The 15,995-nt window shown below is 41.5% G+C and carries 12 protein-coding genes; 3 read left to right on the forward strand and 9 right to left on the reverse strand.

From position 1 onward, the window contains the following. Window positions 1–59 precede the first annotated feature (59 nt). From H6G86_RS12485 to H6G86_RS12495, 3 genes are all read right to left on the reverse strand, one after another. Window positions 60–551, reverse strand: a complete 492-nt coding sequence (locus tag H6G86_RS12485; protein WP_114086052.1) for a YajQ family cyclic di-GMP-binding protein — start codon at window positions 549–551, stop codon at window positions 60–62. A 267-nt stretch (window positions 552–818) separates the two neighbouring features. Further along, a complete protein-coding gene (locus H6G86_RS12490; RefSeq protein WP_190934603.1) occupies window positions 819–1,217 on the reverse strand; it encodes an MAPEG family protein in 399 nt (132 codons plus the stop codon). An 86-nt stretch (window positions 1,218–1,303) separates the two neighbouring features. After that, complete coding sequence (locus H6G86_RS12495) at window positions 1,304–1,807, reverse strand: hypothetical protein (protein WP_041565591.1); 504 nt, start codon at window positions 1,805–1,807, stop codon at window positions 1,304–1,306. Between the two features lie 123 nt (window positions 1,808–1,930). Between H6G86_RS12495 and H6G86_RS12500 the strand changes: the two genes are divergently transcribed. After that, window positions 1,931–2,209, forward strand: coding sequence for a monooxygenase family protein (locus H6G86_RS12500; RefSeq protein WP_242064800.1), 279 nt, complete (start codon window positions 1,931–1,933; stop codon window positions 2,207–2,209). Between the two features lie 41 nt (window positions 2,210–2,250). Here the strand turns inward: H6G86_RS12500 and H6G86_RS12505 are convergent, their stop codons facing one another. Then, window positions 2,251–3,345 (reverse strand): phosphotransacetylase family protein, encoded by a 1,095-nt coding sequence (locus H6G86_RS12505; protein ID WP_163934832.1) that lies wholly within the window; start codon window positions 3,343–3,345, stop codon window positions 2,251–2,253. 463 nt (window positions 3,346–3,808) lie between these two features. Between H6G86_RS12505 and H6G86_RS12510 the strand changes: the two genes are divergently transcribed. Further along, window positions 3,809–4,789, forward strand: coding sequence for an aldo/keto reductase (locus tag H6G86_RS12510; protein WP_190934604.1), 981 nt, complete (start codon window positions 3,809–3,811; stop codon window positions 4,787–4,789). Between the two features lie 314 nt (window positions 4,790–5,103). Here the strand turns inward: H6G86_RS12510 and H6G86_RS12515 are convergent, their stop codons facing one another. The 4 genes from H6G86_RS12515 to H6G86_RS12530 all read right to left on the reverse strand — a co-directional run bounded on the left by H6G86_RS12515 (window position 5,104) and on the right by H6G86_RS12530 (window position 12,111). Beyond that, a complete protein-coding gene (locus H6G86_RS12515; protein WP_114086157.1) occupies window positions 5,104–5,481 on the reverse strand; it encodes a response regulator transcription factor in 378 nt (125 codons plus the stop codon). A 216-nt stretch (window positions 5,482–5,697) separates the two neighbouring features. Continuing rightward, entirely contained in the window at window positions 5,698–9,066 is a 3,369-nt protein-coding gene (locus tag H6G86_RS12520; RefSeq protein WP_190934605.1) for a PAS domain S-box protein, read from the reverse strand. A gap of 26 nt (window positions 9,067–9,092) precedes the next feature. Further along, entirely contained in the window at window positions 9,093–11,090 is a 1,998-nt protein-coding gene (locus H6G86_RS12525) for a GAF domain-containing sensor histidine kinase (RefSeq protein ID WP_190934606.1), read from the reverse strand. Between the two features lie 520 nt (window positions 11,091–11,610). Then, complete coding sequence (locus H6G86_RS12530) at window positions 11,611–12,111, reverse strand: sterol desaturase family protein (RefSeq protein WP_190934607.1); 501 nt, start codon at window positions 12,109–12,111, stop codon at window positions 11,611–11,613. A gap of 803 nt (window positions 12,112–12,914) precedes the next feature. Here H6G86_RS12530 and H6G86_RS12535 point away from each other — a divergent pair. Next, window positions 12,915–13,352 (forward strand): GNAT family N-acetyltransferase, encoded by a 438-nt coding sequence (locus H6G86_RS12535; RefSeq protein WP_190934608.1) that lies wholly within the window; start codon window positions 12,915–12,917, stop codon window positions 13,350–13,352. A 102-nt stretch (window positions 13,353–13,454) separates the two neighbouring features. Here H6G86_RS12535 and H6G86_RS12540 read toward each other — a convergent pair whose 3' ends face one another. Beyond that, window positions 13,455–15,671, reverse strand: a complete 2,217-nt coding sequence (locus tag H6G86_RS12540) for a hybrid sensor histidine kinase/response regulator (protein WP_190934609.1) — start codon at window positions 15,669–15,671, stop codon at window positions 13,455–13,457. Window positions 15,672–15,995: the final 324 nt, after the last annotated feature.

Consider the following 15,995-nt stretch of genomic DNA (forward strand, 5'->3'; position numbering starts at 1 on the left):
GCGTCGCTAACATAATTCGTAATTCGTAATTAAGAATTAAATTACGAATTACGAATCTTTTAACGATAATTTGTAAATTGCAAAGCAACTGGGTAGTCTTCTTGTTTTAGTCGTTGCATGACTACTTGTAAGTCATCTTTAGATTTTGCAGAAACCCGCACAGCATCACCTTGGATTGAGGCTTGTACTTTTTTGAATTCGTCCCGAATCAATTTGGAAATTTGTTTGGCGATTTCTTGACTGATGCCTTTTTTGAGTTTGATTTCTTGACGGACGCGATTACCGCTAGCTGATTCAACTTTGCCAAAATCAAAGATTTTCTGGGAGAGGTTACGCTTGGCAGCTTTTTCTCGCAGGATGGTATGTACAGAATCTAAGGTAAACTCGCTGTCAGTACTAACGTTAATGCTTTCTTCGACCAACTCGACAGTAGTTTGAGTGTCTTTGAGGTCGTAACGACCTTTGATATCTCGTATCACTTGATCGACGGCGTTAACCAACTCTTGTCGGTCAAAGTCGCTCACAATGTCAAAGGAAAATGTAGAAGCCATAAAACATTTTAGATTTTAGATTTTGGATTTTGGATTTTAGGCTGGGTATGGATTTTGGCTTGGCTATTGGCTATTGAAAAGAGGCAGAGGGGCGGGGGAGGCAGAGGGGCAAGGGGGACAAAGGGGAATTATTGAACAAGTCTCTCTCTTGTCTCCCCCCTCTACCTTGTCTCCCTTGTCTCTTCTTCATGTTCAATGCCCAATTCCCCATTCCCAATTCCCAATTTCCCATTCCCAATTTCCCATTCCCCATTCGCCATTCCATACTTAATTAGTAGCTTGCATGATGCTCAAGAAGATCAGAGTGATAGAGCCAACCATGCCGCTAGCAAACATAAGCGATCGCAAAAGGGGTATATTCAAAATATAAAAAATCGAGTATAGGAAACGAGCCACCACAAAGGCGATCGCAGCTATTTGCCCCGTAAAAGAATTTACACCAGTTACGTAAGCCATTAATGCGGCTGCGGCAAATACCATAAAGGCTTCAAAGGTGTTCTGATGTGCCCAAGTAGCTCGTTGGGCATAAGGCGGCAATTTATCAAACATGGCGCGAGGAGTAGAAAACATTTCCTTGCCAATACGCATACGGGCATAAGCTACTACCAAAAATGGCATGTAAATCAGAACGACGGCAGCAGCAATCGAGTACAAAAAAATTATCATTACTTATTGTTGTTGGTTATTAGTCATCAGTCATCAGTCATTGGTCATGAGTCAAATACAAATGACAAAAGACAAATGACAAATGACTAATCAAAGTAGAAAAGCGTTACCACTTTTCTTTGTTCTTCTGCATCTTGACAAGTTTGCAACAGGGTGCGACTGTCGTGAAACGCAAAACAGATCAGTTGCTGGCAACGGGAGACAATCTCCTTGTTGCACAGGTAACTAGCTTCAGCAAGAGACAGATTATCATTACTGGGATTTTCCACTAAATGCATTACCTGTTCTAGCTGCTGGCGCGATTCTAAAGGCTGGCGTTCCAGGCTTTGGGGTAGAATCACCGTCAACAAATTTGCATCAGCCCGCGTTGCTCCCTTGATGGCAGCTGAGTTTGTACCTGTAGCACCAGAAGTAATGATGCGATTACCCGATAAAACTAGGGCATAAGTCATCATTTCAATAAGATTCTGGTGCGTAATCGGAACGTGACGAGAACCCAACAAGGCGATTCTTTTAGAACCAGTTTGCTGGATGGTCGCCAGTTCTTGGGCTAATGTGTCTAGGTTAATAAGGTCTGTTGATTGGCTCAAAGATAGACATAATCCGATTAAACGACCCAGATATTTTACCAAACAGCGTGTAGATGCGAGGAAAACTTGAGTTAGACATTGCTACAATTTTTCGACTGTTTGGTTCAATAATCGCTTGAAGATTTGGAGCGTTTTGCCAGAAATCCAGCTTATGCACACCTAAAAGCTTGGCAGAAGTTTAATCGAGCCATTAGTACTGCTAGTAGTGTTGGTATTTGGCAGGAAACTTATTTAATCGAACCGGGAAGGTATGAAGCGATTTACGGAAATATGCCTGTTTTTGGATTAGCTGCTGCAACTAAGCACTTCCCAGCTATGGGGCGGAGGGAAACAGCCCGCCGTCGCCTGGGAGGTGACAACGAGCTGGTTATGCCTTTAGCAGTAATACAGCCTCCTAACTGATAACTGAGCATTGATGATCTCAATTATTTGAGTTGATGAGGCTAAGACAATGCTGCTGCGGGAGTTAAACCCAGTTTCGATAACAAGCGGTCAATGTCAAAATGCTCAGACATTAACTGGCGAACGCACTGAACCTTAATTGGCTCGTGGAGACGGACTTGCCCAAAAGTACGGTTAACAATTTCTACAGTGGTGAGAGTGTCTAAGTCAACAGATAAAATGGGGATTTCTAGTTCTTCAGCACGACTGAGAATGAACGGTGGCGGTGGTAGTTGACCAGTGAGAATTAAACATTGGGTAGAAGTTTCCAAAGCCGCTTGCTGAATTTCTACGCGATCGCCTCCTGTCACCACTGCCATATTTCGGCGTTTGCGGAAATACTTGACAGCAGAGTTGACATTCATTGCTCCAATTGCCAGACTTTCCACTAACAAATCCATGCGATCGTTGCGACAAAGAACATCAGCCTTTAACTGCTTCACCAGTTCGCCAACACTAATACTGCGGAGCAAATCGCTACTCGGCAGCATAGCTAGTACGGGAATCCCCTGCTGTTCCAAAAACGGACGCAAGAGAGTGTTAACCGCTTCTAGTTGGGTGACAGGGATATCATTGATCACAACTCCCATCAAGCGATCGCCCACACGCCCTTTAGCAGCCAATAGCGCCTCAACCGAAAGCAACGATTTATAGCGGCTTACTAACAGCACACCAGCATCCAATACTTCAGCCATTTGCAGCAAAGACAAGTCAAACAAATTGCCTTCGGAAAAATCACCAGGCCCCTCCAGTAATACTAAATCTCCTTGGGACATTTGTAAATATTGCTGTATTAGGGACTGCTGATAATCGGTTTTGTCTTCCCCTCGTAAGCGCTTTTGCACATTGAGTTCATCCAAAGCCAGCATTGTGGGTGCAACACGGTTTTCCGGCAAATTGAGGCTAAGAGCGATGAATTGGACATCTTCCTCAATTACGGTTCCACTAGACGAATTTAGACACGTACCAAGCGGTTTACCGTAGGTAATATCCAGTCCTTTTTGCTGTAGCTGATGAGACAAACCCAGAACAGTTGCAGATTTACCGCTGTAAGTCTCGGTTGATCCAATCAGCAAATATTTAGGGGATTTTGGCACACATGCACTCCTAATTTCAAAATTCAGAAGAACCCAGCTAGGTGTTTACTAATTCTAGTTCCTTCTGGCAAAAGCCTTTCGCTCTCACAAATTAAGGTTTCCCATAATTATCTTCTAAATAAGCAGGGGTAAGTAGACTTGTTCCCACTACACTATGCGCTTTTTTGGTCAGAATGAATTCTGTCTGTTTATAGGACTTATGCAAAATTACACGCACGGTAGGATATCCTGCGGTTACTCCGTTGGAGAACTTGTGGAGTATCTGCTTTGTGTCTACATGAATTGCCCTAAGAAAAAAATCTTTCTTTTTGGCTAAGGTTTTGCGTAAGTTCGATGATAAATATATTTTTTAATTACTTTTCTCAGGAAATACTTCTAAGTGTAGATGGCTAGATGATAGGGAAAGGGATAATGCTGAAAGAGCTGATTTTTTCTGACCAATTACTGACTAGGAGATTATTTGATGAAAACCAGAAAACTAGGAAAACTTGGGTTAGAAGTTTCAACTATCGGACTTGGTTGCATGGGAATGTCTGAATTTTATAGTGGTCGTGATGAAAATGAGGCGATCGCTACAATTCATCGAGCATTGGAACTTGGAGTTAATTTTCTTGATACTGCCGATATGTATGGGCCTTTTACTAATGAGCAATTAGTAGGCAAAGCAATTAAAGATCGTCGAGATAGAGTAGTATTAGCAACCAAATTTGGCAATGTCCGTACTGAAGATGGTGGTTGGAAAGGAATTAGCGGCAAACCCGAATATGTCCATCAAGCTTGCGATGCCTCACTAAAACGTCTGGGAGTGGAAGTGATTGACCTCTATTATCAACATCGGGTAGATTCAACCGTACCCATTGAGGATACTGTCGGAGCAATGGCAGAGCTAGTAAAGCTGGGGAAAGTGCGTTATTTAGGGCTTTCAGAGGCAGCTCCGGCGACGATTCGGCGGGCTGTGGCAGTTCATCCCATTGCAGCACTCCAAACAGAATACTCTCTTTGGAGTCGAGAACCAGAGGATGAAATTTTACCTACCGTGCGGGAATTAGGAATTGGGTTTGTTGCCTATAGCCCATTAGGAAGAGGGTTTCTATCAGGTGCGATCGCTAAACTTGAAGATCTAGCACCTGATGACTATCGCAGAAATGCACCTCGCTTTCAAGGTGAGAATTTTGATAAGAACTTGAAATTAGTTGAGCAAGTGAAGGCAATTGCCACGGAAAAAGGAGTAACTGCTAGTCAGCTTGCACTAGCATGGCTATTGGCCCAAGGAGAAGATATTGTCCCAATTCCTGGTACAAAACGCCGTACCTACTTAGAGGAGAATATTGCAGCTACCGATATTACCCTGACTGAAGAAGAGTTGAATCGACTGGAAGCAGTTGCACCAAAAGGTGTAGCAGCAGGTGAGCGCTACCCTGACATGAGTACTGTTAACCGTTGATCCATTAATGAAATGTCAACAGATTTGTGTTGATTGTTCCCATTAGTGCGATGTCTACGACGGGCTACGCCTACGCAGTGAAAAGCTAGGACTACACAAAATAATTATGTTGTGAATCAAGGTAAGTATGTCATTTCAGGTTTTTATTAATCATTCTTGGATGGTAAATAGACCTGCGCTGTAGGGGCAATTTATGTAAACGCAAAGCTGCTTCCCTCTAGATATTGTCCCTACGACATACATGGTTTTTCAAATCATCTATACTTGGTATTTATTGTTAATGCGATAAACTTTAAAATTGTTCATAATTTTACTCAAAATCCCAACACCTGCCTTGATTTTTCAAGTACTTCTTTGGGACGAAATGGTTTAGTTAGATATAAATCTGCACCAACCTCAATCCCTTTTTGTTTATCAAATTCCTGTCCTTTAGCTGTCAATATGACAATGTAGATGTCAGTCATTTCCAAGTCATGTTTAACAATGTGGCAGACTTGCAAACCGTTCATTTTAGGCATCATCACATCGAGAAAAACTAGATTTGGTTTTTCAGTTTTAATAGTTTCAAGAGCTTCTTCTCCATTTCTAGCAGTTAGAAGTTCTACGCCCTCGTCTTCTAATGCTTCTAAGGCTTGTTCCATCAAAATCAAGATATTGGGTTCATCGTCAACAATCAGAATTTTATGAGTCATAGGAATTAGGGATTGGGAATTGGGTATTGGGAATTGGGGATTGGGAATTGGGTATTGGGAATTGGGTATTGGGCATTGAACATGAAGAAGAGACAAGGGAGACAAGGTAGAGGGGGGAGACAAGAGAGAGACTTGTTCAATAATTCCCCCTTGTCCCCCTTGTCCCCCTGCCCGTTTCTCCCTTGCCTCTTCCCCATTCCCCAGTAGGAGCGATTACTACTCAGACAGCATAATAAAAAATACATTTTCTAACTCTTTCTCAAACCGTAGGGTTTTCACCAAATCACCTTCTTGAGAGAAGATAGAATCGATGATGATCATGTCAGGTTTGGCTGACAGAGCTTTATTGATGCATTCTTGCGGATTAGAGGCTTCAATCACGTTGTATCCCTGAGCTTCTAGTACATCGGATAAGGTTTTTAAAGCTGATGCATTTTTATCTACAACTAATACCTTTTTACTAGAAGTACCCTGGTAAAGCAGTGAGCCAATTTCGTTGAGGAGTTTCTCTGTATTAATGGGCTTGGTGAGATAGCGATCAATACCAATATGGTAGCCCCGTTCTTTGTTTTCAATAATTGACAAAATAATGATCGGAATGTCTGCGGTCTGAGGATCATTCTTGAGAACAGCTGCCACATCAAAACCGTTGATTTGGGGCATCATCACGTCCAAGAGAATCAGATCGGGACGGGCTATTTTAATTTGATGAATTGCATCCACGCCGTCCTTTCCTTCCTGAACGTTGTAGCCTTCATTTTCTAGTTGTTGACGAAGCAGTTCCCGAATGTTAGCGTCATCATCCACAACTAAAATGGTTTTACGGTTTTTGTTCACCACTGGGTTTGTGGTAATGACGTGTTCTTTAAGTTGTTTGACTAGCGTATCCAGATTCAGATTAGTAGTTGTTTTTTGATCGCTGGTGTAGGTGGGAATGATGAATGAGAATATACTGCCATTCCCTGGTTTACTTTCAACCCAAATTCTACCGCCATGATGATCGATGATTTGTTTACAGATGGGTAGCCCTAACCCTGTGCCTTTGGGTTTGTCGGTGAGGGTGTCACCAACTTGGCGGAATTTCTCAAACACTTTTGGCTGATCTTCTGGTGCAATTCCAATACCTGTGTCGATGACGCTGATGCAAACACCGTCGTCTCCTTGTTTGACGCGGCAAGTAACACAACCAGATTCGGTAAATTTAACGGCATTAGAAATCAGATTGATTAAAACTTGCAGCAAACGGTTGCGATCGCCTACTATCTGAGGCAGTCCAGGTTCAATCTCGCTAACCAACTGCAAGCCATTGGTTTCAAACAACCCGGCGGTAGAATTGGTTGCCCAATCGAGTAATTCGCTGGGATCGAGCGGCTGCATCTGCCATTCCACCTTACCTGCTTCCATCTTGGCGATGTCTAAGACATCGTTAATCAAAGACGTGAGCCGTTCTGCTTCCGACACAATAATGTTAAGATTGTCAGCCACCCGCTTAATCGTTTTTTGAAGCTTGCGGTCTTCAGTAGAAATTATTGGGAATACATCGGTTTCTAGCTTTTCTTTAATAATCGATGCAAAACCGAGAACAGAAGTTAGTGGTGTTCGCAGTTCGTGGGAAACTGTTGAGATAAAGTCGGTTTTCATCTTGTCAATCTCTTTTTCTGCCGTTATATCCCGAATCAGCAGCGCAGAACCGAAGCAGGTAGGGGGTTCTTGCTCTACCGTCTTTTTGAAAATAGCGGTTGCCACTGCCTGACCAATACGTTCCTTCGTCAGCGCAACTTCAGCAGAAAACACCTCTTTGGGATGAGATTGAGTTCGGGCAACCAGTTCTGCTAAACCAGATATTGGCAGTTCTCGGTAGTGACCGTTGACAGAGGTATCTGTCAATTCATACATAGCTAAAAAGGCAGGATTGAAGTGGGTAATTTGTCCTGCGGTGTCTGCTACTAACAAACCATCTGCTAAGTTATCTAAAATGGCATTTAATCCGTGTGCTTCTGCTAAGGTATTTTGCAGGGCAGCTGTCCGCTCTGCAACTCTAGCTTCCAGTTCTTGATTCAATTGCCGCAAAGAAATTTCTGCTTGTTTGCGGGCAGTGATATCAGTATTAATTTCTAGCACCGCGCAGGGCTGACCATCGATATCCCGTTGCAATGTCCATCGGCTCTGGACAATAATTAATTTGCCAAAATGGGTGAAGTGTTGCACTTCTCCTTCCCAATTACCTTGCTCTAATAACTCTGCGATGATTTCTTCTTTTGGTTTTGGAAAGATTTTTTTGAGAAATGCTTGAATGCATTGGCCTTTTACTTCTTCACGCGTCCAACCGTAGAGTCTCTCGGCACCTTGATTCCAGTGAGAGATTTTGTCGCTCATGTCACGGACGATGATGGCATCGCTGGAATGATTCAACATATCCAATAAACGTTGATTTTCAGCTTCAGCTTGTTTGCGATCATGAATATCATTACAGGTGCCAATCCATTCCCGAATGCTGCCGTCTTTCTCCAGGACAGGGGCACCACAGACAGAGAAGTAGCGGTATGTGCCATCTTTGCTACGCAACCGATATTCGGTTTGGTAGATAGCTCGGTTTACCATAGCAGTATTCCAAACTTCTGTGGAACTGGCACGGTCATCGGGGTGAATTGGATCAATCCAGCCCCAACCCTCAACTTCAGCTTCGCTCTGCCCCGTATAGTCCATCCAGGTGAGCATTTCATTGCTTATTCCCAGTCCTTCCGGGGTAGCTCCCCAGACGATCTGTGAAGTAGCAGTTACTAACGAGCGATATCGTTCTTTAAGACGCTGATTTTCGGCTTCTGCCAGCTTGCGATCGTGAATATCGGTACAGGTGCCAATCCACTCCTTGACGCTGCCATCTTCTTCGATAACGGGCGCACCCCAGACCCAAAAGTAGCGATAATTGCCATCCTTGCCACAAATTCGGTATTCAATTTGATACATACTCAGGTTTGCCACGGCAGCACTCCAGACTTCTCCGGTGTAGGCGCGATCGTCAGGATGAACAGCATTAATCCATCCCCCATTCTCAGCTTCAGCTAGACTTTGACCTGTATAAGCTATCCAGCTTGCCAGTTCAAAGCAAATTCCTTCTGGTGTGCTTACCCAGACAATTTGTGTATTAGCTGTCACCAGAGAGCGGTATCGGGCTTCACTCTGTTTCAGGATTTGTTCATTATGTTGGCGTTCCTGCTGAATGCGTCGAAGGTCGCTGATATCCTCCACACTAGACCAGATCAGTTGCTCCCCATCTTTCTCAATCATCAGTCCAGAGATTCTGACCGGAACCAGATGCCCATCTTTGTGGATTAACTCCTTCTCGTAAGGCCCATAGCGACTAGTTTGTTCTAGGTTCTCTAGGGTAGCTTGGTCAGAGGCAGCATAGCTTTCAGGAGTAATTTGCCAATAGCTGAGATTTAGGGTTTCTGGAACAGTGCGCCCCAAAATTTCAGCATAAGCATGGTTGATATTAATTAGCGTCCCATCTGTTCGGCATAATGCTAGGCCAACAGGACATTTTTCAAATAGCTGACTATTGTATTCATCAAGTTGCTTAAACATGGCTAAGGTTTCTCTAGTGGCGTATTTTAGGTAGGGTTAGAACAACAGAACCAAGACAACAAAGTGGCGTAAAGCTTTAATGAAATTGGGTGGCGTTGGAACATCTGGTAAATTTCATCGGGTGATGCAGTTTCCACATCTGGATTGTGCTGTGAAAGTCGCTGGATCAAGTGAGTATGACGAGTCAGTAAATCCGTCGGTTTGAGCATTGGAATTGTTGATCGAATGAAACCATCAGCATCGGGTATATGGGGTAATATCGTTGTGGCAGTTGGCGAGGCAGAGGTGTAATTCTCTTCTTCAGTAGGGGCCACCACTGCACAATTTAAGGGAATCTGAATCCAGAATTCTGTGCCTTCACCGGGTTGAGAACGACACTTGAGCATTCCTCCATGTTTGTCTACAACAATTTGATAGCTGATTGCCATACCTAATCCGGTTCCCTTACCAATATCTTTTGTGGTGAAAAAGGGATCGTAAATGCGGTGAATAACCTCCTCCTTCATGCCTGGGCCATTGTCGGCAATTAGAATCACAGCCCACTGGCGATCGAGAACTTTGGTACGAATAGTGATTTGGGGAGTGGGGAGTAGAGAGTGAGGAGATGGCGGGACAAGAAGATGGGGTGAATGAGAATTTTTCCATTCCCCATTACTCATTGTCTCCTCCAAAGCATCAATGGCATTTGCCAGGATGTTCATAAACACCTGATTCAACTGTCCGGGATAGCATTCAATGAGGGGAAGTTTTGCATAGTCTTTGATGATTTCAATTGCCGGACGGTGAATATCTGCTTTCAGGCGATGATGAAGAATCATTAGCGTGCCGTCGATACCATCATGAATATTGACGGCTTTCATTTCGGCTTCGTCGTGGCGGGAGAAGTTTTTCAGTGATTGGACAATTTCTACGATGCGACCGGTGCCTAACTTCATCGAATCTAGCAGTTTGGGGAGATCCTGTATGATAAATTCCAGGTCTATATTGTCTAACTCTGATTCCAACTCTGGAGGGACAACAGGTAGGAATTTCTGATAGTTTTCTAATAGGTGTAATAAGTTTTGGGCGTATTCGGCAACATACTTTAAATTGCCGCAAATAAAGTTAACCGGGTTGTTGATTTCGTGGGCAACTCCGGCAATAAGTTGTCCGAGACTGGACATTTTTTCGCTTTGAATTAACTGAGTTTGGGCCAATTGCAGTTCATGAAGAGCTTTCTGAAGCTTTTTTGTCTGGGCTTGTGCCTGAACTGCTGCTTGAGTGCTTTGCTCATAAAGCAAAGCTTTGTCAATGGCGATCGCTGTTTGAGAGGCAAAGATACTCACAAGTTTCAGGTGTTCGGCTTTGTATGATTCAGTTTTGGATGCCCCAATCGCGATCGCTCCCAGTACCCGCTCTTTGGCTCGTAACGGTACACAAATCATGGCGCTAACGTTTTTTTTCACCTCTAATCGAGGATCGGTTTGCACATCATTGATCAGTTCTGCCCGGTTGGATTGCACAATGTTGCCAATAATTCCCTTACCTGGTTCTGGGTGGCTATCGTCAAAAAACTCCCCAAATTCGGCAATGATTTCAAATGCAGTTGCATCTGGACTCAAAAGCAGAATCATCCCCGCAGACGATTCAATTAATCGACTTAATTCCTGAAGCACGAGTTGAGCAATCTGTCGCGTATCCAAACTTGTTGCGAGTTGAGTCGAGATATCGTCAAACAAATCAATTTCTTGGTATCGCTCTAGCAATTCTATGGCCAGCACTTTCTTCTCAGCTTCTTGCTTTGCCAACAATGAGAGCAAACTTGCAACTAGAGTTGCCTGTTCTCCTCCCACAACCCAACCGATGATTTCTCCTGACATTTCGATTGGATATCGGTTTTCGGTAGCTTGCTCCCCAATGCTAAGTAGTTTTGTGCCGTCTACTAGTTCAACATCAATAGCAATGTTGAGCTGGTGGACTAAGTTATGAAGGAGAGATGGCAATTCTTTTTTGTTGAGAATCTTTCTGAGGCTAACTGGGGACATAAAACACCTCATAAGCAGCAAGTTGCAAATTAACCCCATTCAAGCAAATTGGGTGATTAATTTTATCAATGAAGGCAGGAGATAGAGGGCAAGAAGTGAGACAGGACGCTCTTGGGTATTTTCCCCATGAGCGACTGCGTTCGCGTAACGTCTTCGTTTGCAAAGCGTGCCCGAAGGGCTTAGGAGATACCCGAAAAGTAGAAGGAAAACAGCCCTCTCTGGAAAAGAGAGAAATTATCATAAAAATCTAGAGATATAATAATTTACTAATTAAGGCTAGCTTTCCCAAAAATATTGGCGATATAACAGTGAAGTTGAACATTAGCAAATACCTTTATACTTCGTTACAAAGGTATACTTCTATTTGTGTAATTCGCTTATTTTAGGGCTTACACAAAGCCACAGACAGTAGTAGCAATTAATATATTTTTCTGAAAAGATAAATAGCGTACCAAAAGAAGCTGCGATCGCAACTTCTTTTGGTACGTTTGAAAAGTATTGAGATAAGTAGTAGCTTCAGTTAGATCCGAGAGTAGCGAAAACGAAGTCTGAGTAACCGAAGCCAGCGTAACCACATTTGTGCAGGTTGTTCAAAGAATGTAAAAATATCACCGAAACCTAAATTAGTTTTGTGATGATGTAACCAGTGTCTCTCAGGAGTAGTAACAAATAAAATTTGGCATAAAATATTTATAGGCTTTGGAGTTTGCCAACCAAGTACACTTATGTGTCTCCACCATACATGAACCTGACCAAGCAGTAATCCCGAAATAACGCCAATGGGAGAGAAAGACCACAAGACTACTGCTATGAGTACATAAGGCAAAGCTCCTAAGATACCATCTAAAAGAACTTGAGGATTAAAAGTCAGAATAGCGTAGTGGCGGAAATCTTTTTTCCAGGAGTGGTGCGTTTTTAAATGAAGGCTACCAAAAACATGCTCGGGTACGTGGTAAATAAATGTAGATAGAAAATCACCAAAAAACAGTAATAACCAAGCAACAGCGATAGCCTCAAGCATTTGTACTCCTCAAGAATAGTTAAGAAAACTCCACAGAAAATATGCAAATGTCATGCTGTCGGCGTAGACACCTGGTTTTCTCCGTGCAAACAGCATTTGTGCTTATCATGGGTCTACGCTCCAGTGAATTTGGTTCAGAGTATATGTAATTGGATCAGTTGCAGTTTCATGAATCTCCAATCCTTAAATGCAGTAAACAGTAACTCCTAAAGAACCTCCAGCTTGACTTCTAGCTCTGGGTTAATGGCAGGTATACACCTAAAACTCGATTGAAATACAGTACTTTACCAGAGTTACTACACAATCTTCTTACTAAGGCATACAGCATAGGCAAAGATTGAGTTAAAGTTAGTACAAATTTAGGTTAAGACTTTTTCGAAATTGTTAATTCCAAATTGATTGCAATCAAGTCTCAATGATAAATTTAATCAGAACCACAGAAATAAGGATTCTGCCAAAACAACTTGGGTCATTAAGGTGAGTAAAGCAAGTTTACAATTAAATTGAGATATGGCAAAATTTTGAGTATATAGAACTAACATTATTTTTCAGAGACAGTGATGTAAAATCTACATTTAGATCCCTAAAATTCAATTCAAATTTTACCCATAAAAAGTAGATAAATGCCTTGGTTTGGCTACGATTAAGCTAAAATTATTCCTGACATTATGATCCTATAATAGAAAAAGTAATCCTGTTTTTTATAAGCGGGTTCGGATGAGCTTCTGAGGCGAAATATCGCTATTCTAAGCATATTGCCATATATCCTAATTATTTTATAATCTAACAACAGAAAGAGTTTGATGAGTAATTTATCTATAAAAGTTGCTGACATGTCTAAAGATTTTCCTACAATTAAAGCAATTAGACGAATAGTTTTTCAGGATGAACAAAATGTAGATCCTGCTTTAGAATTTGATAGCAAAGATGCAATATCTGAACATTTGATTGCTTATTTAAATGAAGAAGCTGTTGGTACTGCCAGAATTAGATACTTGGAAGATAAAACTGCCAAGATAGAAAGGCTTGCAGTTTTATCTACAGCTAGAGGACAGGGTATTGGTACAAAAATTATGGAAAAGGCACTACAGATTATAGCTAACAAAAATATTACAGAAGTAGTGATTCACGCTCAAGAATATGTGAAAAATTTATATAAAAAACTGGATTTTATAGAAGAGGGAGAAATATTTGAAGAAGCAAGCATTCGCCATGTAGCAATGAGAAAAAACATCTCATAGTCTAAATAATCTGCTTGTTTTAATAACTGGTAATCACGGCAGTTGACAATGATTTTAAATACGAAATTGCCTAACCAGTAAACAAGAATATTTATAATAAAATTAGCTCAAATATCGCATTAGTAATGACTCTAGCTGGACTGCGCGAATTGGCTTAACCAGATAGTCATTAGCACTACCTGGTAACTTGTTAATTTCTTTTTCTATCGGTTCGTTCAAAGTCATTATTACAATTGGCGTATCTTTCCAAGAAGGCTTTTGTCTAAGGAGATTTAGCAAATTTAAGATACTAGTTTTTTTAGTTAACTGGAAATCAAAAAAAACTAAATCTGCTTGGAGGCTTTGCACCTGTTTCAAAAAATCGGTTTCATTATTTATCCACTTGACTTTATAGCCAATTGACTGAAGATAGTCTTGCAAAACTGTAGCAGTTTTTTCCTCTTCTTCTATAAGTAAAATAGTTTTATTTTTGGGGATGTCTGGTGAGGAGGATAAAATCAAATCTTCTTCCTCATCTCCCTGATCTTCCTCATTTTTTTCATTTTCGACTGCTTTCGAAAGTACTGGATTTGGTAGAAACAAAGTGAACTGACTGCCTTCTCCTAAAGTCGATGTAACAGTTAAATCTCCACCATGCAAACGTGCGAGCTTGCGTGTTAAAGCTAAACCTAAACCAGTGCCTTCATACTGCCGATTTAATTGGCTATCAAGCTGTTTAAATGGTTCAAATAGAAATTGAAACTGATTTGGGTCTATACCAATTCCAGTATCTGAAACTGTAAAGGTTATTCCTTGAGGTACTTTTTTCACTACCAGCGATACATCACCGGCTGGGGTAAATTTAATGGCATTGGTGAGCAGATTGAGTAGCATTTGCTTGATGCGCCGCTCATCAGCAATACAAATATCCTCTTGTAGGTCAATTTTGTAGGTGAGTTTTAACCCCTTTTCTGAGGCGCGATCGCGCACTGTCCAGATGGCATAATTACATAAATCAGATACTGGTAAAGGTGACAGTAACAGTTCTTCTTTGCCTGCTTCTACCTTCGATAAATCAAGAATATCGTTAATCAGTGCCAGCAAATGCTCACCACTACTATATATACAACTTACATATTCGTTCTGCTTTTCATTGAGAGAGCCAACTACTTCTTGTTGCAGCAACTGCGATAAGCCCATAATCGCATTAAGAGGTGTTCGCAACTCGTGGCTCATGGTTGCTAAAAATTCACTTTTTGCCCGACTAGCAGCTTCTGCTGCTTCTTGAGAGGCACGTAGTTTCAATTCTGTTTCCTTGCGTTCAGTAATATCCTCAATCATCGCTAGAAAAAACTCAGGTTCACCATTGCTGTCTGGTATAACAGAAACAGAGATATGAGTCCAAACTAGGCTACCATCTTTATGTAAGCAGCGTCTTTCCATCTCAATGTGATGTTTATCGACAGCCTGTTCCTCAAGTTGGGAGACTGGGAAGGCGAACCTTGAAATTTTCCCTGAGTTTTTGCCAATTTCTGACACTAGTTGTTTGTAAAGTTTTAAATCCCCCTTTTGCGTGGAAATGTAATCTGTAAAGCGCTTACCGTATAGTTTTTCTCGGTTGTATCCTAAAATCTCGCACAGTACCGGATTAGTATCGACTATCTGCGCTTTCATATCTATAAGTCCAATACCAATAGAAGAACGTTCAAAAATTGCTCGAAATTTCGCCTCACTCTGCCGCAGTGCTTCCTGTACCATGTTTCGCTCGCTTGCTTCTATAGCCAAAGTCACGAAATCTGCAATCGAGCCAGCAAAAGTTTCTTCTTCTAAAGTCCACTCGCGAAGTTCGCCTATGTGTTCGTGGCAAACTACGCCTACCAAACGACCCTCTAGCCAAATGGGTGCATCCAGTAGGGATGTGATGCCTAAAACACAAAGATAAGGCTCGGATAATTCTTTGGTTCTTGTATCATTTCTGGCATCATTTGCGGCAATGGTACGTTCTTCTTCTAATGCCTGGAAATAAGCTGGATAATTTTCTTGTGAAAGCGAGTTACCAAAGCTATGCTCCTTAGTGTTTACATCATATAAATCGATGCATTCAATCTTTGAGCGTTCTTCATTATATAACCACACCCCAACTCGCTTGACTAAAAGCGTCTGAGCAGCAGTTTCTGTGATCTCTTTCAATACTGCATTAAGATTGCCTTGTTGAAATGTCTTGCTTCTTGCCAGTTGTACTAATGTCTGGCTTTGTTTTCGACGACTATTTTCTCTGATTTGTAAAGCCTCTTGGGACTGATTTTGCTCTGTAATATCTTTAGCTGACACCACCTGCATTACTTGACCTCAAGAAGAAATAATTTTGCCTTCCAGTTCTACGCAAAAGAACCGTCTTTGTATAACTACAATTACTTGGTATGGTTTTTCATAACCGGAAAGTATATTTTTTATAATCAAATTTTTTTGATTCTGGATAACGAGTTCCAAACTAGATTTTGCTAATCACTTTTATTACTTCATGCCAGTAATTTTTGCCAGGGGATAATTAGCATTTACAGGAATTCTACTATCAAGTAATTTCACTCAAATATTAAGTAGTATAGTGTTTTGATTTGGGAAGTAAGAAGTGGTGTATTTTAATTACTTGAAAAGGGCTGTAAG

It is taken from the genome of Nostoc sp. FACHB-133 (genome assembly GCF_014698055.1).
Lineage (GTDB): Bacteria > Cyanobacteriota > Cyanobacteriia > Cyanobacteriales > Nostocaceae > Nostoc.